Below are 18,726 nucleotides of genomic sequence, written 5' to 3' on the forward strand. Positions count from 1 at the left end.
GGCCCACGCTCGACCTGTCCTGGGAGGGATATATGGAAGCATTTATCTGCGACGCGGTGCGCACTCCGATCGGTCGATATGGCGGCGCGCTGTCAAGCGTCCGCGCCGACGATCTGGCCGCCCTTCCGATTGCAGCGTTGAAAGAGCGTAATCCGAACGTGGACTGGGCGTCGATTGACGACGTGATCTATGGCTCGGCCAACCAAGCTGGCGAAGACAATCGCAACGTAGCGCGTATGGCGGCCCTTTTGGCCGGACTGCCCGTCGAAGTTCCAGGCAGCACAATCAACCGCTTGTGCGCATCCGGCATGGACGCGGTGGGCATGGCCGCGCGTGGGATCAAGGCAGGCGACTATGACCTATGCATCGCCGGTGGCGTCGAAAGCATGAGCCGCGCACCCTTCGTGATGCCTAAGGCCACGTCGGCTTTTACACGTGCCAATGCAGTCTATGACACGACCATCGGCTGGCGTTTCGTGAATCCGAAAATGGACAAGATGCACGGCACGCATTCGATGCCGCAGACGGCTGACAATGTCGCTGAAGATTACGCCGTAAGCCGCGAAGATCAGGACGCTTTTGCCGCTCGCAGCCAAGCCCGCTGGGCCGCTGCGAATGAGGCTGGCATGTTTGCAGATGAGATCATTCCGGTGACGATCCCTCAGCGCAAGGGCGATGCGATTGTGGTCGATACCGATGAACATCCGCGCCCCGGCACGTCGGCTCAAAAGTTGTCCGGTTTGCGCGGGGTGAACGGCCCTGACCTGACCGTCACCGCTGGCAATGCCTCGGGTGTGAACGACGGCGCTGCGGCGATGTTGATCGCTTCAGAAGCAGCCTCCAATGCCAACAAACTGACCCCGATGGCCCGCGTGGTCGCCATGCAAGCCGCTGGCGTCGCGCCCCGCGTGATGGGCATCGGCCCCGTCCCGGCAAGCCGCAAGGCACTGAATAAAGCTGGCCTGACCATCGACCAGATCGATGTGATAGAATTGAACGAAGCGTTCGCAAGCCAAGGTCTTGCTACCCTGCGCGAGCTGGGCGTGGCTGATGATGACCCGCGCGTGAACCCGAATGGCGGTGCGATTGCACTGGGCCACCCGCTGGGCATGTCCGGCGCGCGCCTTGTTCTGACCGCCGCTTATCAACTGAAACGCACCGGCGGGCGCTATGCACTGTGCACCATGTGCGTGGGTGTGGGACAGGGCGTTGCCCTTATTCTGGAAAGGATCTGACCATGTATGCTCAACTGGTGAAAACCGCAGGCACTGGCGTGAAGACCCGCGAGGAAATGTCTGACGAGGAACGGAATTTTCAAGATCGCGTGGACCGCGATGAAAAGATCGAACCCAAGGATTGGATGCCGGATGACTACCGCGCAACGCTGATCCGTCAGATCGGTCAGCACGCCCACTCGGAAATCGTTGGCCAGCTGCCAGAAGGCAACTGGATTACCCGCGCGCCCACGTTAGAGCGTAAGGCGATCCTGCTGGCGAAAGTGCAGGACGAGGCTGGCCATGGGCTGTACCTCTATTGCGCTGCCGAAACGCTGGGTGTCACCCGCGATGAGCTGACCGAGGAACTGCTGTCGGGCCGCATGAAGTATTCGTCGATCTTCAACTACCCCACCCTGAACTGGGCCGATATCGGCGCGGTAGGCTGGCTGGTTGATGGCGCTGCGATCATGAACCAAGTGCCGCTACAGCGGACATCCTACGGCCCCTATAGCCGCGCGATGATCCGCATCTGTAAGGAAGAAAGCTTCCACCAGCGCCAAGGCTACGACATCATGATGAAGATGGCCGAGGGCACGGAAGCGCAGCGCCGCATGGCGCAAGATGCGCTGAACCGCTTCTGGTATCCGTCGCTGATGATGTTCGGCCCGTCCGACAAAGACAGCGTGCATTCGGCACAGTCGCTGGCTTGGAAAATCAAGATCGACACCAATGACGAGCTGCGTCAGCGCTTTGTTGACCAGACCGTACCGCAGGCGAAATATCTTGGCCTGACCATCCCGGACGAGAACCTGAAATGGAACGAGGAACGTGGCGCGCATGATTTCTCAGAACCGGATTGGACCGAGTTTTTCAACGTCATCAAGGGCAAAGGCCCCTGCAACGTCGAACGCATGGAAGCACGCGTGAACGCGTGGGAAGACGGCGCATGGGTGCGCGACGGTCTTCTGGCCCATGGCCGCAAGAAAGCTGCTGCACGCACAGCCGCCGAATAAGGAGAGATCACATGTCAAAAGAATGGCCCCTTTGGGAAGTATTCATCCGCGGACAGCATGGTCTAAGCCACCGTCACGTGGGAAGCCTGCACGCCCCTGACGCTGAAATGGCGATCAAGAACGCCCGCGACGTCTATACCCGCCGCAACGAAGGCGTGTCGCTTTGGGTGGTTGAAGCCCAGCACATCGCCGCCTCATCCCCAGAAGAAAAAGGCCCGCTCTACGAGCCCTCGAACTCGAAGGTTTATCGTCACCCGACCTTCTTCGATATTCCTGACGAAGTAGGGCACATGTGATGGCGGATCAAAAAGCTCTTTTCGAATTCCTGCTTAGGATGGGCGACAACAGCCTGATCCTTGGGCACCGCGTCAGCGAATGGTGCGGGCTGGCGCCCGTGTTAGAGGAAGACATCGCGCTGGCGAACACCGCGTTGGACTTGATCGGCCAGACGCAGTTCTGGCTGGGCCTTGCAGGTGAAGTTGAAGGCAAAGGCCGTTCGGCGGATGATCTGGCCTTCCTGCGCGACGCCTGGGATTTCCGCAATGTGTTGTTGGTCGAATTGCCCAATGGCGATTTCGGTCAGACCCTGATGCGCCAGTTCCTTTTTGACGCGTGGTCCTCGATCATGCTGGGCCGTTTGATGACTTCGTCCGACGCCCGCGTCGCCGAGATTGCGGCCAAGGCGTCCAAAGAAGTCGCCTATCACGTTGAACGCTCGGGCGACACCGTGGTTGGCCTTGGCGACGGCACCGAGGAAAGTCATAAACGCATGCAGACGGCGCTGGATTACCTCTGGCCCTATGTGGGCGAGATGTTTGATGGGGACGAGGTCGACGCGGCCATGGTCAAGGCAGGCATTGCCCCTGACCCCGCATCTTTGCGTGAAGAATACGACGCACTGGTGGGCAAGGTTCTGGGCCAAGCCACGCTGACCATGCCGACAGACACGTTCCATCACAAGGGCGGACGCACCGGGTATATGCACACCGAGCATCTGGGCCACCTTCTGACCAGCATGCAGTGGCTGCAGCGCGCCTATCCGGGCGCGACCTGGTAAGATGGGTCAGCCGTCAGTTGATACGATCTGGGACTGGCTAGACCAAGTGCCCGACCCCGAGATCCCCGTGATCTCGTTGGTTGATCTGGGCATCATCCGGGATGTGAATTGGGAGGGCGACATGCTGAATATCGCCGTCACCCCCACCTATTCCGGCTGCCCCGCCACCTCGATCATCAATATCGACATCGAAACCGCGTTGCGCGACCGCGGGATCGAGAAGCTGACCCTGACACAACAACTGTCCCCCCCGTGGACCACCGATTGGCTAACGGATAAGGGCAAGGCGAAACTGGAAGAATACGGCATCGCCCCGCCCTCGCCCAAAGGCGAACCAGATCGCTGCCCCAATTGCGGCGGCCATAATCTGGAACGCACCAGCCAGTTTGGCTCGACCCCCTGCAAGGCGCTCTGGCGATGCCGCGACTGCCTTGAACCCTTCGACTATTTCAAGTGCATCTAACTGCATTGAGGAGACCCAAAATGGCGCGCTTCCACAACCTGACCGTGACCGACATCCAGAAAACCATCCGCGACGCGGTGGTGGTGACGCTCACCCCTGACGATCCTGAAGCCTTCGACTTCACCCAAGGCCAATACATCACCTTCCGTCGCGACTTTGACGGGCAGGAACTGCGCCGCTCTTACTCGATCTGTTCGGGTCTGGACGATGGCAAATTGCAGGTGGGCATCAAGCGGGTCGATGGCGGGGCCTTTTCGACTTGGGCCAATGAGGAGCTGACCCAAGGCGCGACCATCGAAGCGATGCCGCCCATGGGCAGTTTTCACATCCCACTGGATGCGACCACCAATCGCCACTATCTGGGATTTGCCGGTGGGTCGGGCATCACGCCGGTTCTGTCGATCATCAAGACCACGCTGGCGCGCGAGCCGCACTCGGAATTCACGCTGGTTTATGCCAATAAGGCCGTGACCACGATCATGTTCCGTGAAGAGCTGGAAGACCTGAAGAACCGCCATATGGGCCGCTTCAACGTGATCCATATTCTGGAAAGCGACGCGCAGGATATTGACCTCTTCACTGGGCTGGTGGACGAAGCGAAATGCGCGGCCCTGTTCAATAGCTGGATCGACATCAAATCGGTCGACACCGCATTCATCTGCGGGCCCGAGCCGATGATGCTGGGCATCGCCAAGGCGCTGCGCGATCACGGTCTGGACGACGCACAGATCAAGTTCGAGCTGTTCGCATCCTCGCAACCGGGTCGAGCCGCAAAGAAAGCCACCAGCAAATCGGCAGCGACAGGCGACGGCATCGAGGCCGTGATCGCGATGGACGGAGCCAGCCGCACCATCACAATGGACGGAGAAACCTCGATCCTGGACGCAGCTTTGGCCAACGACATGGACGCCCCTTACGCTTGTAAGGCCGGTGTCTGTTCGACCTGCCGCTGCAAGGTTCTGGAAGGCGACGTGGACATGATCACCAACCACGCGCTGGAAGATTACGAGGTCGAGAAAGGCTATGTCCTATCGTGTCAAAGCTTTGTCCGGTCGGGCAAAGTTGTCGTCGATTTCGACCAGTAAGGAGACCCCAATGTCTGATATGAGCATCACCGACTATCTGGCGCAGGGCGGTGTCCTGACCAACCCCGAAAACGTCCCTGCGCGCTATCGCGCCGAGCTGATGCGCCTGATGGCCACCTTTGTGGACAGCGCGCTGGCAGGGGCTGCCGGATTTGCCGACATCATCAACGAAGGCCCGGGCATCAAGGAACGCATCGCGGCCGCCAAAATCGTGCTGGAAAAGAGCGACAACGCCGACAAGGTGTTGACGATCATGGGCGATTTCGGCGCAAATACCGCACGCTATGCCAACCATCACCCGTGGACCGACCGTGTAGAGCGCGACGCCGATATCGGTACCTCGCGCACCGACACGGACATGCGCCTGTCGGTCTTCAACTACCCGATGCAAGGCTGGGCGGACGCCGTGGTCATGAATCTTCTGATGGGTCTGGCCGTGGGTGTGCAAATGAGCGAGTTTAAACGCGTCTCTTACGCCCCGCTGGCCGACGCCTTCCGCGCCGTTGCGCCCATTGAGGCCCGTCACGCCGAGCTGGCCGCCGAAGGTGTAGAGCGTTTGATAGAGACCGGCACCGACAAAGACGACCTGCAAACCAGCGTCGATTATTGGTGGCCCCGCGTGGCCGCGAGCTTCGGCAAAGATGTGTCGACCCGCGCCAGCCAGTTGCAGGCCTTCGGCCTGCGCCATTCAACCAACGCGGAACTGCGCGAGGAATGGGAAGCAGCTGCTGCCACCCAGCTTGAAAAACTGGGCCTGAGCGCGCCTTAGGCGCTGCCCATCCGAATACGAACAGAGGACAGAGCATGACCCTGATGAAAGTCTCCAGCTTCGCGGCTGGTCAATGGATCGCACCGGGCACAAATGCCCACCCCATCGCCTCGGCCATCACTGGGCTGCCGCTTGCAGAAGCCGGCGGCGCGGATCTGGATATGCAGGCGATGATCGACTATGCGCGTGATAAAGGTGGCCCTGCCCTGCGAGAGATGGGCTTTCACGACCGCGCCAAGATGCTGAAGGCGCTGGCGGTGCATCTGGGGCAACATAAGCAAGAGCTTTACGACCTAAGCTTTGACACGGGCGCGACGCAATCGGACCATATGATCGACATCGACGGCGGTGTCGGCACCGTGTTCGTCTTCGCCTCTAAAGGCCGTCGCGAGATGCCAGATGGCAAGGTCTATATCGATGGTGAGATTGAACAACTCAGCCGCAACGGCACATTCCTTGGCATGCATATCGCAACGCCCCTGCAAGGCGTTGCGGTGCACATCAACGCCTTCAACTTCCCGGTTTGGGGCATGCTGGAAAAACTCGCTCCGACCTTGTTGGCTGGCGTCCCTGCCATCGTGAAACCGGCGACAGCCACCTCTTATGTGACTGAAGCCGCCGTGCGCATAATGCTGGACAGCGGCATCTTACCTGAAGGCGCGTTGCAGCTGATTTCCGGCGGCACAGGCGACCTTCTGGACCGTCTTGGCCCGCAGGATATCGTCAGCTTCACGGGCTCGGCCCAGACCGCGTCCATGCTGCGATCAAACCCGAATATCCTGAAAAACTCGGTGCGGTTCGTGGCCGAACAGGACAGCCTGAACGCATCCATTTTGGGGCCGGATGTGACCCCCGGCTCGGCTGAATTTGACCTCTTCATCAAAGAGGTCCACCGCGAGATGACCACGAAGGCCGGTCAGAAATGTACCGCCATCCGCCGTATCATTGCGCCCGAAGCACAGGTCGCAAACGTGATCGAGGCCCTTTCGGCCCGTCTGGACAAAACCGTGATCGGTGACCCGCGTGCCGAAGGCGTGCGCATGGGTGCTCTGGTCTCGGCCGGACAGAAAGCGGACGTTCTGGAAAAGGCTGCCGCGATTGGGACCGAAAGCAAACTGGTCTACGGCAACCCCGATGACAACGACTTTGCCGGTGACGTCGATGCAGGCGCCTTCGTAAAGCCGATGCTGTTTCACTGCGAAAATCCCGACACCGCGACCATCGTGCATGAATGCGAAGCGTTCGGCCCCGTATCCACCATCATGGGATATCGCGACATCGCCCATGCCATCGAACTGGCGAATAAGGGCGAAGGATCGCTGGTGGCTTCGGTTATCACGGGATCGGGCGAGGTGGCGCGCGAGGTTGCGATGGGCGCTGGCGCGTTCCACGGGCGGCTTTATTTCAATAACGCGACTTCGATGAAAGAAAGCACGGGCCACGGCTCACCCCTACCCCACATGGTGCATGGCGGCCCCGGTCGCGCTGGTGGTGGCGAGGAAATGGGCGGCGTGCGGGGCGTGCTGCACTATATGCAACGCACTGCCATCCAAGGCAGCCCGGACATTCTGACCTCGATCAGCGGGCGCTGGGTGCCGGGGTCGAACGAGGTCGAAGGCCCTGCCCATCCCTTCACGCGCAAGTTCGGCGAGTTGTCGATCGGCGAGACTCTGCACACCAAATCGCGCGAGATCACGCTGGACGATATCGAGCATTTCGCCAACTTCACCGGCGACACGTTCTATGCGCATATGGATAGCGAAGCTGCGAAACGGAACCCGTTCTTCCCGGACCGCGTGGCGCATGGTTATCTGCTGCTGTCCTTCGCGGCTGGCCTGTTTGTCGAGCCCAATGAAGGCCCCGTTTTGGCCAACACCGGCTTGGACAATTTGCGTTTCATGAAACCGGTCGAGGCAGGTGACAGCATGAAAGTCCGCCTGACCGTGAAGGCCAAAACACGCCGTACGGACGACTATGGCGAAGTGCGCTGGCATGTCACCCTGACCAACCAAGATGACGAAATGGTGGCAGAATACGAACTGCTGACAATGAACACATATTGAGAACAAGATGACCCAACCCAGCCCACTTGCAGATACATTGACGCTGCTGCGTGACAGCAGCGATCTGCGTGTTTGGTCGGTGATCGTGACCTTGATGGGTGACTTGACCATGATGGGCGCGCCGGAGGCGGATACGTCCGGTGTGTCTGGTCAGGCGCTTGGCCAGATCATGGCAGCCCTTGGCATCCGCCCCGAAGCCACCCGCGTGGCCCTGCATCGCCTGCGCAAGGATGGCTGGATCGTAAGCACGCGGCACGGTCGACGGTCGGTCTATCGCCTGTCTGAAAACGGGCTGGCGCAGACCAAGGCGGTGGCGGACAGGATCTATGGCCCGGCCCGCCCGGCGCCCGAGTGTTGGCATCTGGTCGCCCTGCCCCCGCAATCCGAGGATGACGATAGCTTTGACGGTTTGATCAGCGAAGGCTTCACCGAGCTTCTGCCCGGCCTATTCCTTGGCATCAAAGCCCCGAGCGCGACATCAAATGTTCTGCACCTGTCGGACGCGCAGACCGTTCTGCCGCCTTGGGTCATTACCCGGCTTGCCCCGGAAAAATTGCAAAGAGATTCGGATAAGTTGCGAAATGCAATCGAGCAACTCCAACTCGACAAGCTGTCCAGCCTTCCCGCATTGGAACGCGCCGCGCTTCGGCTGGTCTTGCTGCATGAATGGCGTCGTATCGCCCTGCGTTTGCCCGACCTTCCCGTGGAAGCAATCTGCCCTGACCTTCAGGTGCGCGGGCAGGTACAAACGGCGTTAGCAGCGCTTGGCCCCCTGCCGATTGACCAGCTGCCTCTGTAAAGGAAAACGGCCCCGCGCAGTCTGCACAGGGCCGTTTAGTCTATTGCTAGGCTGATCAGGCTTGTTCCATCATGCCTTTCTCGGCGGCAAGCTCTTGCATGCGTTTTTGCAGCTTCTCAAAGGCACGCACCTCGATCTGGCGGATGCGTTCGCGGCTGACATCATAGACGCCCGACAGGTCTTCCAGCGTGACCGGCTTGTCCTGCAAACGACGCTGGGTCAGGATGTCTTTCTCGCGGTCATTCAGAACGTCCATGGCTTGCGCCAGCAGCTCGCGGCGGACGTTCAGCTCGTCGGTTTCGGCATAATCGCCCGCTTGGTCGGCATCTTCGTCCTCTAGCCAATCCTGCCACTGCATCGCGCCTTCGCCGTCATTCGAGACCGTCGCGTTCAGCGACGCATCCCCGCCCGACAGGCGACGGTTCATCGAAATCACCTCTTCTTCGGTGACGTTCAAATCATTGGCGATACGGGCCACGTTTTCGGGTCGCAGATCACCGTCTTCCAGCGCACCAATGCGCGCCTTCGCCTTACGCAGGTTGAAGAACAGCTTTTTCTGGGCCGAGGTCGTGCCAAGCTTCACCAGCGACCACGAACGCAGAATGTATTCCTGAATCGAAGCACGGATCCACCACATAGCATAGGTCGCCAAACGGAAGCCCTTTTCCGGGTCAAACCGTTTCACGGCCTGCATCAGGCCCACATTAGCCTCAGAGATCACTTCAGCCTGCGGCAAGCCATAGCCGCGATAGCCCATGGCAATTTTCGCCGCCAGACGAAGATGCGAATTCACCATCTGGTGCGCGGCGTCACGATCTTCGTGATCGGCCCAACGTTTGGCCAGCATGTATTCCTCTTCCGGCTCCAGCATCGGGAACTTCCGAATCTCCTGAAGATAGCGATTCAAACCGCCTTCTGGCGTCGGGGCCGGTAAATTCTTGTAGTTGCTCATAGGGGCAAACTTCTCCTGTCCTTTTCCCTCATGTTTAAGGGCTTAACATCGAGATAAGCCTTACGACGTGGTTTTCAAGAGGGTGTCGTTTTCTTCTTGGCTAAAGTATGAGCCTGAGCGCGCAAATGTAAGGGGATGACACATAACCTCACGGCTTCGTGCAGAAAGTTGCAAATGCAAATTAAAGCAGCGGAGCCAGCATCCCAACGGTGTTGATCAGCACTCGGCGGGCCACCGACCAGTTTTCAACCTTCTTGCGCGACACTGGCAAAGACGCGTTCAAAAACAGTTCTTGCTTGGCAACGATGTCACCCACGATGGCTGGGTCTGCCAGCATCATGCTGTTTTCATAGTTCAGATCAAAACTGCGCCGGTCCAGATTGGGGGACCCGATCAAAGCGGCCTGCCCGTCCACGGTCAGGATCTTGGCGTGCAAAAGGCCGGGTTGGAATTCCTGGATTTCGACCCCAGCTTTCAAAAGCGCACGGTAAAAGCTGCGCGACGCGAAGCCCACGAAATGGCTGTCATTGTTGGCCGGCACGTTCAAACGCACCCGCACGCCACGCACGGCAGTGGCGCAAATCTGCTGCTGCAAGGCCTCAGAAGGCACATAGTAAGGCGTGGTGATCACCACTTCGTCCTGTGCCGAGGCCAATAGCATTTGCGCCATATCTGGCACGCCTTGCACGCTGATATTCGGCCCGGTTCCAGCAACCACGGCAGGAAACCCGCCCTCGGGCACCGGTGTCTCGCGATGCAAAACGTCCGATATGTCTGCCCCACCATTCACCATCCAATCCGAGACAAACAGTCGTTGTGACTGCCATGCCACCGGCCCTGTGATGCGCACCATGATATCGACCCAGGGTGCGAACTTCTTTTTCACAAGAAAGGCCGCATCAGCGCAGTTCTGGCTGCCAACATAGGTTATGCCATGGTCAATCACGATGATCTTACGGTGATTGCGAATATCAAGACGCCGAAAAAACGCTGCAAATAATGCAAAACGGAAAGCAAAGGCCACGACGGTCTCGACGCCAGCCCGTTTCATGGTTTTCCACAAGGGATCGGCCAACAATCCGCGCGAACCCAGCCCGTCCACAATGACCCGACAAGTCACGCCTCGCGCTGCGGCCCGCATCAATGCCTCGGCCACGCGGGTTCCGTTGCGATCTGTCAGCCAGATATAGAACAGCAAATGCACGTGATCTTGGGCCGCATCGATGTCCGCAATCAGCCAGTCAATGGCTTCATCGCTGTCAGTTGTGACCTTTGCTTGGTTGCCCGCCACGGGTTGAAACCCATTGACGGACGCCGCCCGTGCGAATGACTGGCGATACAACAACGGCAGTTCAGGTGGCGCAAGATCTCCTTTAGGTACTCTGGGAAGTTCGCGCCGTAAGTCTTTGAGTTTCCTATCGGATCGCCGATCCGAACTTGTATCCCCAAGGAAAAAATACGCGATAACACCCACCAACGGCAGCGACATGATCACGACGACCCATGCCAGACGCGACGCCGCCGAACGGTGCTCGCGCGTGACCGCACGGGCAATGGTTGCGATGTCCATAAGGACCAGAAGGATTGCCCAAGTGCTGCCCCAGGTGATGGCCCAGGAAATCTCGAACATGCTCGGCTTGCCTCACGCTCGGCGCGCGAGGTTCAGCCCGCGCGCAGGGTTTCGATTAGGGCCAGCATATCCTCTGGGATAGGCGCTTCAAAGCTGAGTTTTTCGCCCGAGACCGGATGCACAAACCCCAGCGTCGCCGCATGCAGCGCTTGACGTGGGAAAGCGCGTGCGGCCTCGACCGCGTCGGGGCCGATGACTTTCACGTTCAACTTGCGGCGTCCGCCATAGGTGGGGTCTCCGATCAGCCCGTGGCCGGCATGGGCCATATGTACGCGGATCTGGTGTGTGCGGCCCGTTTCCAGCCAGCACTCGATCAGCGCGGCCTGTGCAGGCGTGCCGAAGCTCTCCAAGATCCGCGCGCGCGTCACGGCGTGGCGTCCGCCTGAAAACAGCACCGCCTGCTTCTGGCGATCTGTCTTGTGACGTGCCAATTGCGTGGTGATTTTCAGGATATTGCCCTTCTCAAAGCTCGTCCCCTTGATGCCGCCAAGACGCGGATCCGCCTGATCCGGCGCGCCGTGGGTGACCGCCAGATAATGCCGCTCGGCCGAGTGGGCTTCGAATTGTTTCGCCAGCCCGTGATGCGCCGCGTCCGATTTCGCGACCACCAGCAGGCCCGAAGTATCTTTGTCGATCCGATGCACAATACCGGGACGCTTTTCACCGCCCACACCGGACAGATTGCCGCCAAAGTGATGCAGCAGCGCATTGACCAGAGTGCCTGTGGGCGTACCCGGCGCAGGATGCACCACCATACCGGCAGGCTTGTTCACCACGATCAGATCATCGTCTTCGTAAACCACATCCAACGGGATATCCTCGGGGCCGATATGGCTTTCATTGGCCTCGGGCACCCGGATTTCCAGCTCGTCGCCCTCTGCCAGCTTCGCCCGCGGGTCATCCATCACCTGCCCCCCCATCGTGACCGCCCCATCGGCGATCAACTTGGCCAAACGGGACCGCGACAGGTTTGCTTCCTCTGGCACATCGCGCGCAATCGCCTTATCAAGACGCTTGGGCGGGTTCTCGGCTATGATGACCCGGACAATCCGGTGCGAGGTAGACATGGACAAAACTCCTGAACAGGAACTGGACGAAGCCCTAGAGGAAAGCGTGGGCCTTGGCACCGTGCGCTATCTGAAAACGATTGTCACGGCAATGACGGTGGCAACGATTCTGGGGATGATCGTGCTGATCACCGTTGTGGTCTTGCGATTCTCTCAGACCTCGCCCGAGGTCACGACCCTGCCCCTGCCCGATCAGATCACCCTGCCAGAAGGCGTGTCTGCAGATGCCATGACGTTGGGCCGCGACTGGATCGGCGTTGTATCGGGCGATGAAATACTGATCTATGAGACAGACGGACAGCTGCGAAAACGCATCAATCTTCACTGACCTTGCCTGCACTGTAAGGGGGGATGGTACCGACACCCCGGCTCGAACGGGGGACCTCTTGATCCACAATCAAGCGCTCTAACCTACTGAGCTATGTCGGCACGCTGGATGCGTTTACCCCCACCCGCGGGGCTTTGCAAGAGGTCGCGGGTTGAAAAATGCACGAAAGCGCACTAACCCGATCCCAAGAAATTCAGGAGGCCAAACATGGGCATCAATGACGAAAGTGACATCGACGCAAACCTTCAAATCGGGCCAACCTCGATCGGGATGGTGCGCCTGTATGTCGAAGGTGGCGGTGTGGAACTGCCGATGGATTTCGAACCGGAAGAGGCCGAAGAAATCGCCGAGGAACTGATGGTCGCCGCCAAACAGGCGCGCGCGCTGGCGGACAGCGCCAAGTCGAAGAAAAAGTAACGTTTTCTATACGTTGACCAAAGCCGCCACGCCGGGATCGCGGAAGCCCTGCAACCGGCGCGCGGCATGTGTGGCAAATTTCTGAACCATCACTTTGCGACGCGCTGGCGCCAGTTTGTCTTCCGGCCCCATGCGCATGATCTCGGCGTCATAGCTGTCGGCGATGATCAGACCTGTTTCCTCCGGCAAAAGTTCGGTCGGGAAATCCGCATCGACGGCCCAGAAATAGCGGTCACACCATTCAAGATACCCCTGCCATTTGTTGTCCGATGTGAAATCCGCGCGAGAAGATTTGCATTCGATCACCCAGATCTCACCCTTTGGGCCCAAAGCCATCACATCGACCCGCAGCCCGCGCGTCGGCACCAGCTCTTCGACTGTCACGAACCCATGGCTCAGCATATGGCGACACACGCCACGCGCCAGCAATTGTCCGGGCATCAGGGATTGTTCAGAAAGGGTCATAAGGTCAATCGAACATTTAGTGAACAAATTGTCAATCCAGCGCGCGCGTCCTGACTTCCCCTTGCGCCCGACGCCCCCGGCACCTATCTAGGCCAAGGCGGCTTCTGCCCTTCGCGTCACATGCGGGTAAAATTCCGGTGGCCTTAAGCAATTCCGAGGGAGCTGGCTCTGTTTGGGCCGTGGTCCACTTACCCGGCGCCCACCTGTATATACAGGTCCTCGGGAATTCAGACCCCGACGGTCGCGGTGGGGCCGCCACTTCCCCCATCAATTCGGTGCCTTAGCGCATCTTTTTCAAAAGTTCCGTGCGCACGTCAGCAGGTACGAATTTCGAGATATCCCCACCCAGCTTCGCAATCTCTTTCACCAGTTTCGACGCAATCGCCTGATAGCGCGCTTCGGCCATCAAGAACACTGTTTCGACGCTGTCATCCATCGCGCGGTTCATACCAACCATCTGATATTCATACTCGAAATCCGTCACAGCCCGCAGTCCGCGAACGATGATCTGCGCGCCCACATCTTTGGCGCAGTCGATCAGCAGATTCTCGAACGGATGGGCGATAATCTCGGTGCCGGTCTCATCCGACAGCTTCGCGCACTCGGCCTCGACCATGGCGACACGTTCTTCCAAGGAAAACAGAGGCCCCTTGCCGGTATTGATCGCGACACCAATCACCAGTCGATCCACCAAGGCACAGCTGCGGCGGATGATGTCTGTATGCCCCAAAGTGATCGGGTCGAAAGTTCCGGGATACAATCCGATGCGCATGATCTGGTCTCCTTACAGTGGGCGCACGCAACATTATGGCGCACCCAATTGCAAGCAATTTCGGCAGTGCAGCGTATTCTTACGTAAAGCGTTTCGAGATAAACTTGAGACACAAGTTTGTTTCGAAACGCCCACAACGCGGAAATCTGGCACTGCGTTTCGGATCAGTACCCCATGATCATGTTTTTCAGCGCATCCGCCTGCTGTGACAGCTCTTTAAGTCGTGCTTTGACAACATCTCCAATCGACACAAGCCCCACCATTTCATCGCCTTCCATTACAGGCATGTGGCGAAAGCGGCCCTCGGTCATGGTCTGCAAAACTTGAATGGCCCGGTCGCCCGGTGCACAGGTGATCAGCTTCTCGGTCATCAGGTCATCCACCGGTTTATCCAAACACCCAGTTCCAACCTTGCCCAGCTCGGAAACGATATCACGCTCGGACAGAATCCCTGCCGGATGCACCCCATCTCTAGACACAATGACGGCACCAATCTTTTTCTCTGACAACAACTGCGCCGCGTCCGCCACCTTGCTGCCCGGCTTGACCGTGGCAACGCCCTCGAGGTTTTTGTCTTTGAGGATCTGGTGAATGAGCATTGGCGCTCTCCTGTCTGTATATATTGTATTTTTCTGTCCCCAGCGTCACCCCGCGCGCAACAAAATGTCAAGAGGTCTTTACGCATGCAGCACTATCCGCCGACCGGACCCTCTAAGCGCGCGACCTCGTCCCGGATGCCGCGCATAAGCTCTTCGCCAACACGCGCGAACCGTTCCATCCGCGCGTCGCCCTCGTGGCGCACCAAATAAAAGGACCGCCGGATCGAAAGCTCATCGGTTAGAACGCGCTTCAGTTCGGGGGTCGAGGGCAAGATGAAGTCATGCGTCACACCGACCCCGCCACCCTGCTTCACCAGCCCCAACTGAACCGACACAAGGTTTGACGCCAGCGCGGTTTTCTCGACCCCAAGGTCCTCTAAAAAATCCAACTCGGGATAGGAAATCATATCCTGAATATAGCCAACGACAGGGTGATGGCGCAGATCGGCCAAACGCTCCAATGGCGGCGCTTGCCTAAGATACTCATACGACGCCGCCAGATGCAGGTGATAATCCGTGATTTTCTGCACTGTGATCCGCCCAGTCTGAGGGGGCGACACCGTAATCGCCATATCCGCCTCGCGCTTGGACAGGTTGATCACACGAGGTAGCGCCACAATCTGCAGTTCCAGATTGGGATGATCACGCTGAATCGCAGCACATACTTGCGGCAGGATAAAACTGGCCACCCCGTCCGTCGCGCCGATCCTGACCTGCCCAGACAACTGCCCCACCTGCCCCGCCAATTCGTCAATGCCTGACATTACCGCCTGTTCAGCCCGTTCGGCATGGGCCATCAGACGCAGCCCCGCATCCGTCAACGCATACCCCTGAGGCGACTTCGTAAACAAAGGTAGGCCCAGATCAGCCTCTAACTTCGACACCCGCCGGCCAACAGTGGCAGCATCCCGCTTCAATACACGGCCTGCACGCGATAGGCTTTCCCCCCGCGCCACCGCCAAAAACACCTTCAGATCATCCCAGTCCAACGCCGTCGCCCCTTCCTCTTGCCAAAAATACCTTGGGTGAATTGGCCAAAGGCCAAGAGGGGCAACGCCCCTTACCCCAATCACTTACACGCCAAGGCCTTGCAAAAACGCAAAACGCTTTTGGAAAACTACCCCTTTTCCCGGCAATTCTGCAAGACTATCCTGCCCACGAAATTTGGGAGAACTACCATGCAGAAACTTGGACACTGGATCAACGGCCAGATGGTCGACGGCACGTCGGGCCGCTTTGCCGACGTCTTCAACCCCGCCACCGGCGAAGTACAGGCGCAGGTTGCCCTTGCCACCAAGGCCGAACTGGACGACGCCGTCGCCAAAGCCGCCGAAGCTCAGAAGGCTTGGGGCGCCACCAACCCGCAAAAACGCGGCCGCGTCATGATGGCTTTGGTTGGTCTTCTGAACCGTGACATGGACAAGCTGGCCGAAGCCCTGTCGCGCGAGCACGGTAAAACCATCCCCGACGCAAAAGGCGACGTTCAACGTGGCCTGGAAGTGATCGAATACTGCATCGGCGCTGCCCAGATGATGAAGGGTGAATTCACCGACTCGGCTGGCCCCGGCATCGACATGTACTCCATGCGTCAGCCCTTGGGCGTCGTGGCGTCGATCACGCCCTTCAACTTCCCTGCCATGATCCCGCTGTGGGGCATGGGTCCGGCACTGGCCGCAGGCAACGCGATGATCTTGAAGCCATCCGAGCGTGACCCCTCGGTTCCGCTGATGCTGGCTGAACTGTGCAAAGAAGCAGGCCTGCCCGACGGCGTTCTGCAGGTTGTGAACGGCGACAAAGACTCGGTTGATGCCATTCTGGACAACGAAACCATTCAAGGCGTTGCCTTCGTGGGGTCGACCCCGATTGCGCACTATATCTACTCGCGCGCAACTGCCAACGGCAAACGCGCACAATGTTTCGGCGGCGCGAAGAACCATATGATCGTTATGCCGGACGCCGATATCGAACAGGCCGCAGACGCGCTGATCGGTGCTGGGTTCGGCGCTGCTGGCGAACGCTGCATGGCGATTTCGGTTGCTGTGCCCGTGGGCAAAGAGACCGGCGACAAACTGCGTGACGCATTGGTTCCGCGTATCGAGAAGCTGAAAGTCGCGCCTTATACAGCAGGCGACGACGTGGACTATGGCCCCGTTGTGACCTCGGCCGCCAAGGAAAACATCTTGCGTCTGATCAACTCGGGCGTGGAGCAAGGTGCTGATTTGGTTGTCGACAACCGTGACTTCAGCCTGCAAGGCTATGAAGACGGTTTCTTTGTTGGCCCGCATCTTTTCGACAACGTCACCACCGATATGGACATCTACAAGCAGGAAATCTTTGGCCCTGTTCTGTCGATGGTTCGCGCTGAAAGCTATGAGGAAGCCATCGGTCACGCCATGGATCACGAATACGGCAACGGCACCGCGATTTTCACCCGTGACGGTGACACCGCCCGTGACTTTGCCAACCGGATCAACATCGGCATGGTTGGCATCAACGTTCCGATCCCAGTTCCGCTGGCCTATCACACCTTTGGCGGCTGGAAGAAGTCGGGCTTTGGTGACCTGAACCAGCACGGCCCGGATGCGTTTAAGTTCTACACGCGCACCAAAACCGTGACCTCTCGCTGGCCGTCGGGCATCAAAGAAGGCGGCGAGTTCAACTTCAAAGCCATGGATTAAACCACTCGCAAGTGAAAGAAACGCCCCGGTCATTGGCCGGGGCGTTTTGCTTTGGGTGCTCTGCCCGCTTGTTCAAACGGCATTCTCTTGTCAAAGTGGATCTACGCGACGCAGACAGGAGGAAAGGCCATGGCCCGACAAGCCCCCACATTCTCGATCGGGATCGAGGAAGAATACCTGCTGGTGGATCGCGAAAGCCTTGCCCTGAGCGAAGCCCCGGACGAGATGATGGAGGCCTGCCGCGCCGAGCTGGAAGGCCAAGTCAGCCCCGAATATCTGCAATGCCAGATGGAAATCGGCACCCGCGTCTGCGCCAATGTATCTGAAGCCCGCGATGACCTGAAACGCCTGCGCGCGTGCGTTGCCAAGAACGCAAAGGAATACGGGCTGGCCCCGATTGCTGCGTCCTGCCACCCCTTTGCCAATTGGAAAGACCAACACCACGTCAACAAAGAGCGATACAACGACCTGCGCCGCGATCTGGCGGGTGTGGTGCGGCGGATGCTGATCTGCGGGATGCATGTGCATGTGGGCATCCCCGATCCCGACACGCGGATCGACCTTGTGAACCAACTGACCTATTTCCTGCCGCATCTTCTGGCCATGTCCGCCAGCTCGCCTTTTTGGCAGGGCGAGGATACCGGGCTTGCGTCCTATCGCCTGACAGTCTTTGACAACCTGCCGCGCACGGGCCTGCCGCCTCAGTTGGGCAGTTGGTCGGAATACGAGCGCTCGGTTCAGGCGCTGGTGGATATCGGCGTGATCGAGGACAGCTCGAAAATCTGGTGGGACCTGCGCCCTTCAGCCCGGTTCCCAACGATCGAGGCGCGGATCTGCGACGTGCAACCCCGGCTGGAAGACACGCTGTCGCTTGCTGCGTTGATCCAATGTCTGACCCGTATGCTGTGGCGCTTGAAAGCCAAGAACCAGCGCTGGAGGCTTTATGACAACTTTCTGGTCGGCGAAAACCGCTGGCGGGCCCAGCGCTATGGCGTGACGGGCGGGTTGATCGACTTTGGTCTGGGCGAGATTGTGGGCTTCGATGCGCTACTTGAAGAAATTATCGCGCTGACCGCCGAAGATGCCCAGGCCCTTGGGTGTCAGGCCGAGATCGAAAACGCACGTACCATTCTGGCAGCGGGCACGGCGGCCGACCGTCAACGCGCTGTTTTCCAAGACAGCATTCAAGCCGAAAAACCGAAGGAAGAAGCGCTGCGTGACGTGGTCCGCCATCTGGTCGACGCCTTCCATGACGGACTGTAAAATACCGTATTTCTACGTGGTTTTACGATAGCTTAGCGCCAAGTTGACGTAAGGACGCTGCGGAACTGTGACGAGGCTTGAAAAACTCC

The 18,726-nt window shown here is 58.8% G+C and carries 20 protein-coding genes and 1 tRNA gene; 13 read left to right on the forward strand and 8 right to left on the reverse strand.

Going from position 1 to position 18,726, the window contains the following annotated elements:
• Positions 1–32: 32 nt before the first annotated feature.
• From pcaF to ACXAH3_RS09445, 9 genes are read left to right on the forward strand one after another with little or no spacing between them, the layout of a single operon-like run.
• A complete protein-coding gene (pcaF, locus tag ACXAH3_RS09405) occupies positions 33–1,235 on the forward strand; it encodes a 3-oxoadipyl-CoA thiolase (protein WP_474861833.1) in 1,203 nt (400 codons plus the stop codon).
• A 2-nt stretch (positions 1,236–1,237) separates the two neighbouring features.
• Positions 1,238–2,230, forward strand: coding sequence for a 1,2-phenylacetyl-CoA epoxidase subunit PaaA (paaA, locus tag ACXAH3_RS09410; protein ID WP_474861834.1), 993 nt, complete (start codon positions 1,238–1,240; stop codon positions 2,228–2,230).
• Positions 2,231–2,241: 11 nt separating this feature from the next.
• Positions 2,242–2,526, forward strand: coding sequence for a 1,2-phenylacetyl-CoA epoxidase subunit PaaB (gene paaB, locus ACXAH3_RS09415; protein WP_142852462.1), 285 nt, complete (start codon positions 2,242–2,244; stop codon positions 2,524–2,526).
• Positions 2,526–3,287 (forward strand): 1,2-phenylacetyl-CoA epoxidase subunit PaaC, encoded by a 762-nt coding sequence (gene paaC / locus ACXAH3_RS09420; protein WP_474861835.1) that lies wholly within the window; start codon positions 2,526–2,528, stop codon positions 3,285–3,287. The genes paaB and paaC overlap by 1 nt, the downstream gene beginning before the upstream one ends.
• Position 3,288: 1 nt before the next feature.
• Positions 3,289–3,750: a 1,2-phenylacetyl-CoA epoxidase subunit PaaD gene (gene paaD, locus ACXAH3_RS09425; protein WP_474861836.1), complete on the forward strand. Its 462-nt coding sequence runs from the start codon at positions 3,289–3,291 to the stop codon at positions 3,748–3,750.
• 20 nt (positions 3,751–3,770) lie between these two features.
• Positions 3,771–4,835, forward strand: a complete 1,065-nt coding sequence (locus tag ACXAH3_RS09430) for a 2Fe-2S iron-sulfur cluster-binding protein (RefSeq protein WP_474861837.1) — start codon at positions 3,771–3,773, stop codon at positions 4,833–4,835.
• A gap of 10 nt (positions 4,836–4,845) precedes the next feature.
• Positions 4,846–5,604, forward strand: a complete 759-nt coding sequence (locus tag ACXAH3_RS09435; protein ID WP_474861838.1) for a Phenylacetic acid catabolic protein — start codon at positions 4,846–4,848, stop codon at positions 5,602–5,604.
• A gap of 35 nt (positions 5,605–5,639) precedes the next feature.
• On the forward strand, positions 5,640–7,667 hold the full coding sequence (paaZ, locus tag ACXAH3_RS09440; protein WP_474861839.1) for a phenylacetic acid degradation bifunctional protein PaaZ: 2,028 nt from the start codon (positions 5,640–5,642) through the stop codon (positions 7,665–7,667).
• A gap of 7 nt (positions 7,668–7,674) precedes the next feature.
• Entirely contained in the window at positions 7,675–8,466 is a 792-nt protein-coding gene (locus ACXAH3_RS09445; protein ID WP_474861840.1) for a PaaX family transcriptional regulator C-terminal domain-containing protein, read from the forward strand.
• Positions 8,467–8,521: 55 nt separating this feature from the next.
• Here the strand turns inward: ACXAH3_RS09445 and rpoH are convergent, their stop codons facing one another.
• The 3 genes from rpoH to ACXAH3_RS09460 all read right to left on the reverse strand — a co-directional run bounded on the left by rpoH (position 8,522) and on the right by ACXAH3_RS09460 (position 12,115).
• The gene (rpoH, locus tag ACXAH3_RS09450) at positions 8,522–9,418 is read right to left on the reverse strand and encodes an RNA polymerase sigma factor RpoH (RefSeq protein WP_474861841.1); all 897 of its coding nucleotides are present in this window, start codon (positions 9,416–9,418) and stop codon (positions 8,522–8,524) included.
• A 181-nt stretch (positions 9,419–9,599) separates the two neighbouring features.
• The gene (gene cls / locus ACXAH3_RS09455; protein ID WP_474861842.1) at positions 9,600–11,048 is read right to left on the reverse strand and encodes a cardiolipin synthase; all 1,449 of its coding nucleotides are present in this window, start codon (positions 11,046–11,048) and stop codon (positions 9,600–9,602) included.
• A 32-nt stretch (positions 11,049–11,080) separates the two neighbouring features.
• Positions 11,081–12,115 (reverse strand): RluA family pseudouridine synthase, encoded by a 1,035-nt coding sequence (locus ACXAH3_RS09460; protein ID WP_474861843.1) that lies wholly within the window; start codon positions 12,113–12,115, stop codon positions 11,081–11,083.
• Between ACXAH3_RS09460 and ACXAH3_RS09465 the strand changes: the two genes are divergently transcribed.
• The gene (locus ACXAH3_RS09465; RefSeq protein WP_474861844.1) at positions 12,114–12,443 is read left to right on the forward strand and encodes a DUF6476 family protein; all 330 of its coding nucleotides are present in this window, start codon (positions 12,114–12,116) and stop codon (positions 12,441–12,443) included. The two genes, ACXAH3_RS09460 and ACXAH3_RS09465, sit on opposite strands and share 2 nt — an antisense overlap.
• A gap of 24 nt (positions 12,444–12,467) precedes the next feature.
• On the opposite strand, the gene ACXAH3_RS09470 is transcribed toward ACXAH3_RS09465, so the two are convergent.
• Positions 12,468–12,544: transfer RNA gene (locus ACXAH3_RS09470), tRNA-His, on the reverse strand.
• A 106-nt stretch (positions 12,545–12,650) separates the two neighbouring features.
• On the opposite strand from ACXAH3_RS09470, the gene ACXAH3_RS09475 reads away from it, so the two are divergent.
• Positions 12,651–12,860 carry a DUF6324 family protein gene (locus ACXAH3_RS09475; protein WP_432447823.1) on the forward strand — a complete coding sequence of 70 codons (210 nt, stop codon included), beginning with the start codon at positions 12,651–12,653 and terminating at the stop codon, positions 12,858–12,860.
• A gap of 6 nt (positions 12,861–12,866) precedes the next feature.
• On the opposite strand, the gene ACXAH3_RS09480 is transcribed toward ACXAH3_RS09475, so the two are convergent.
• From ACXAH3_RS09480 to ACXAH3_RS09495, 4 genes are all read right to left on the reverse strand, one after another.
• The gene (locus ACXAH3_RS09480; RefSeq protein ID WP_474861845.1) at positions 12,867–13,325 is read right to left on the reverse strand and encodes an MmcB family DNA repair protein; all 459 of its coding nucleotides are present in this window, start codon (positions 13,323–13,325) and stop codon (positions 12,867–12,869) included.
• 280 nt (positions 13,326–13,605) lie between these two features.
• Positions 13,606–14,097 (reverse strand): pantetheine-phosphate adenylyltransferase, encoded by a 492-nt coding sequence (coaD, locus tag ACXAH3_RS09485; protein WP_474861846.1) that lies wholly within the window; start codon positions 14,095–14,097, stop codon positions 13,606–13,608.
• 164 nt (positions 14,098–14,261) lie between these two features.
• A complete protein-coding gene (locus ACXAH3_RS09490) occupies positions 14,262–14,696 on the reverse strand; it encodes a CBS domain-containing protein (RefSeq protein ID WP_474861847.1) in 435 nt (144 codons plus the stop codon).
• A gap of 92 nt (positions 14,697–14,788) precedes the next feature.
• Positions 14,789–15,685, reverse strand: coding sequence for a LysR family transcriptional regulator (locus ACXAH3_RS09495; RefSeq protein WP_474861848.1), 897 nt, complete (start codon positions 15,683–15,685; stop codon positions 14,789–14,791).
• 189 nt (positions 15,686–15,874) lie between these two features.
• Between ACXAH3_RS09495 and ACXAH3_RS09500 the strand changes: the two genes are divergently transcribed.
• Positions 15,875–17,374: a CoA-acylating methylmalonate-semialdehyde dehydrogenase gene (locus tag ACXAH3_RS09500; RefSeq protein WP_474861849.1), complete on the forward strand. Its 1,500-nt coding sequence runs from the start codon at positions 15,875–15,877 to the stop codon at positions 17,372–17,374.
• A 129-nt stretch (positions 17,375–17,503) separates the two neighbouring features.
• The gene (locus ACXAH3_RS09505) at positions 17,504–18,637 is read left to right on the forward strand and encodes a carboxylate-amine ligase (protein WP_474861850.1); all 1,134 of its coding nucleotides are present in this window, start codon (positions 17,504–17,506) and stop codon (positions 18,635–18,637) included.
• Positions 18,638–18,726 lie beyond the last annotated feature (89 nt).

The organism is Aliiroseovarius sp. ABM4_368, from assembly GCF_056161205.1.

Bases quoted from the DNA above. Each gene is read 5' to 3' on its own strand.
- paaB (WP_142852462.1), top strand. From the start codon at position 2,242: ATGTCAAAAGAATGGCCCCTTTGGGAAGTATTCATCCGCGGACAGCAT.
- coaD (WP_474861846.1), bottom strand. From the start codon at position 14,097: ATGCGCATCGGATTGTATCCCGGAACTTTCGACCCGATCACTTTGGGG.
- ACXAH3_RS09480 (WP_474861845.1), bottom strand. From the start codon at position 13,325: ATGACCCTTTCTGAACAATCCCTGATGCCCGGACAATTGCTGGCGCGT.
- ACXAH3_RS09490 (WP_474861847.1), bottom strand. From the start codon at position 14,696: ATGCTCATTCACCAGATCCTCAAAGACAAAAACCTCGAGGGCGTTGCC.
- pcaF (WP_474861833.1), top strand. From the start codon at position 33: ATGGAAGCATTTATCTGCGACGCGGTGCGCACTCCGATCGGTCGATAT.
- paaZ (WP_474861839.1), top strand. From the start codon at position 5,640: ATGACCCTGATGAAAGTCTCCAGCTTCGCGGCTGGTCAATGGATCGCA.
- ACXAH3_RS09475 (WP_432447823.1), top strand. From the start codon at position 12,651: ATGGGCATCAATGACGAAAGTGACATCGACGCAAACCTTCAAATCGGG.
- rpoH (WP_474861841.1), bottom strand. From the start codon at position 9,418: ATGAGCAACTACAAGAATTTACCGGCCCCGACGCCAGAAGGCGGTTTG.
- ACXAH3_RS09460 (WP_474861843.1), bottom strand. From the start codon at position 12,115: ATGTCTACCTCGCACCGGATTGTCCGGGTCATCATAGCCGAGAACCCG.
- ACXAH3_RS09500 (WP_474861849.1), top strand. From the start codon at position 15,875: ATGCAGAAACTTGGACACTGGATCAACGGCCAGATGGTCGACGGCACG.
- ACXAH3_RS09505 (WP_474861850.1), top strand. From the start codon at position 17,504: ATGGCCCGACAAGCCCCCACATTCTCGATCGGGATCGAGGAAGAATAC.
- ACXAH3_RS09445 (WP_474861840.1), top strand. From the start codon at position 7,675: ATGACCCAACCCAGCCCACTTGCAGATACATTGACGCTGCTGCGTGAC.
- ACXAH3_RS09435 (WP_474861838.1), top strand. From the start codon at position 4,846: ATGTCTGATATGAGCATCACCGACTATCTGGCGCAGGGCGGTGTCCTG.
- paaD (WP_474861836.1), top strand. From the start codon at position 3,289: ATGGGTCAGCCGTCAGTTGATACGATCTGGGACTGGCTAGACCAAGTG.
- ACXAH3_RS09465 (WP_474861844.1), top strand. From the start codon at position 12,114: ATGGACAAAACTCCTGAACAGGAACTGGACGAAGCCCTAGAGGAAAGC.
- paaA (WP_474861834.1), top strand. From the start codon at position 1,238: ATGTATGCTCAACTGGTGAAAACCGCAGGCACTGGCGTGAAGACCCGC.
- ACXAH3_RS09430 (WP_474861837.1), top strand. From the start codon at position 3,771: ATGGCGCGCTTCCACAACCTGACCGTGACCGACATCCAGAAAACCATC.
- cls (WP_474861842.1), bottom strand. From the start codon at position 11,048: ATGTTCGAGATTTCCTGGGCCATCACCTGGGGCAGCACTTGGGCAATC.
- paaC (WP_474861835.1), top strand. From the start codon at position 2,526: ATGGCGGATCAAAAAGCTCTTTTCGAATTCCTGCTTAGGATGGGCGAC.